At 75.1% G+C, this 2,098-nt stretch carries 2 protein-coding genes; one reads left to right on the top strand and one right to left on the bottom strand.

Annotated features, from left to right (window positions below):
• Window positions 1-32: 32 nt before the first annotated feature.
• Complete coding sequence (gene cobT / locus P1P70_RS43840) at window positions 33-1,139, bottom strand: nicotinate-nucleotide--dimethylbenzimidazole phosphoribosyltransferase (protein WP_319247977.1); 1,107 nt, start codon at window positions 1,137-1,139, stop codon at window positions 33-35.
• Between the two features lie 162 nt (window positions 1,140-1,301).
• Here cobT and P1P70_RS43835 point away from each other — a divergent pair.
• On the top strand, window positions 1,302-2,098 hold a 797-nt coding region (locus tag P1P70_RS43835; protein WP_319247975.1), incomplete at its 3' end, for a class I SAM-dependent methyltransferase.

Below are 2,098 nucleotides of genomic sequence, written 5' to 3'. Positions count from 1 at the left end.
CACCCGACAACGCACCCCCCGGGCCCCCGAACCTAGGTCGCGTCGTAGTCCTCCCCGGCGTGATTCTCGGCCGACTTCTCCGGCACAGCCGCACCCTGCCCCTCGGGGAGCTCCGCCGCCAACGCCGCCGCAGCCCGCACCAGCGGCAGCGCCAGCAGCGCGCCCGCGCCCTCGCCGACCTTCACCCCGTGGTCGAGCAGCGGCTCGATGGCCATCCGGTCGAGCGCCTTGGCCTGCGCCGGCTCCCCACTGCCCTGCCCGGCCAGCCACCAGTCCGGCGCCCGGAACGCGACCCGCTGGGCGACCAGCGCACACGCCGCCGACACCACGCCGTCCAGGATCACCGGCGTCTTGCGCACCGCGCTCTGCAGCAGGAACCCGGTCATGGCGGCGAGATCCGCCCCGCCCACGGTCGCCAGCAGCTGCAACTGGTCCCCGAGCACCGGCCGGGCCCGCCGCAGGGAGTCCCGTACGGCCGCGCACTTGCGCATCCACGCCAGATCGTCGATCGCCCGCCCACCGCGCCCGGTCACGACGGACGCGTCGGTCCCGCACAGCCCGGCGACGAGGACCGCCGCCGCCGTGGTCCCGCCGACACTCACATCACCGAGGACGACGAGGTCGGTACCGGAGTCCGCCTCCTCGTCCGCGAGGGCGACGCCCACCCGGAACGCGGCCTCCGCTTCCTCCGCCGTCAACGCGTCCTCGACGTCGATACGCCCGGACCCGCGCCGCACCCGATGCCGTACGACCTCGGCGGGCAACGCCTCAGGGTCGCAGTCCAGCGCGAGATCCACCACGCGGACGGGTACGTCGAGCTGCCGGGCCAGCACCGCCACCGGGCTGCTGCCGTCGAGGACGCCCCGCACCAGCTGGTCCGCGGTGCCGGCGGCCCGCGCGGAGACGCCGAGTTCGGCGATCCCGTGGTCGCCCGCGAACAGCAGCACCCGGGGCCGTTCGATCGGCCGCACCGGCACGGCCGACTGCGCCGCCGCCAGCCACTCACCCAGTTCGTCGAGGCGGCCCAGCGCCCCGGGCGGCACGATCTGCCTCTCCCGCCGCGCCTCGGCGTCGCGGCGCACCCCACCGTCGGGGCGCTCGATCAGATCGGTGAAGTCGTCGAGATTAAGCGAGCTCATTCGCCGAACAGTACCGGCAGGGATCGAACACGACCGCGCCACACCGGGGGCCCCGTGACGCACGAACGTCCCACCGCGCCACCGGCACGTCATTGCGCCGAGGAGCGGGCCCACGTACGTACCTTTTTGGGGCGAATGTCCCTACCTCGCCCAGGAGCCGCCATGTCCCCCACCCCGCGGCCGGAGCCCGGCCCCCTCGCGGGACTCGACCCCTTCCACGAACCGCGCCGGGACGACTGCCCATGGTGCGGCTCGCGGCAACTGCGTACGCGGGTGCGCGCGCCGGAGGGACGGCGGCGCACGCCGGGCACGTTCGTGGTGGACGAGTGCCGGGACTGCGCGCACGCCTTCCAGAACCCCCGGCCCACGACGGACGGGCTGCTGCTCCGGTATCACCAGCACGCCGCCGAGGACGACCTCGGCGCGGACCCCGTCGGCAGACGGCGCCGCCGACATCTGCGGGGCGCCGCCCGCGCGCTGCTGCCGTACCCCGAACCGGAGAGCTGGCTCGACGTCGGCACCGGACACGGCCACTTCCCGGAGGCCGCGCGCGAGATCCACCCGTACACCTCCTTCGACGGCCTCGACCCGACCCCGCGCGTCGACCGGGCCTGGGAGGCCGGGCGCGTGGAGGAGGCGTACCGGGGCCTGCTCACCGACCCGGAGATCAGCGCGCGGCTGCGCGCCCGCTACGACGTGGTGAGCATGTTCCACCACCTCGAACACGCCGCCGACCCCCGCGAGGAGCTCCGTGCCGCCCGCGCGGTGCTGCGTCCCGGCGGCCTTCTCCTGCTCGAAGTCCCGGACCCGGCCCGCCCGTTCGGCGCCCTGTCCGGCAGGAACCGCCGCCTGTGGAAGCCGCACGACCGCCCCCGCCCCCTGCACCTCGTGCCCCTGCGCAACCTGCTCGCCGAACTGAGCTCCCTGGGCTTCGAAATCCGCACGGCCCGCCCGTGCAC

Source organism: Streptomyces sp. MB09-02B, assembly GCF_033794485.1.
GTDB lineage: Bacteria > Actinomycetota > Actinomycetes > Streptomycetales > Streptomycetaceae > Streptomyces.
The sequence above is the reverse complement of the archived record's forward strand: the minus strand, read 5'-3'. Positions and strand labels throughout refer to the sequence as shown.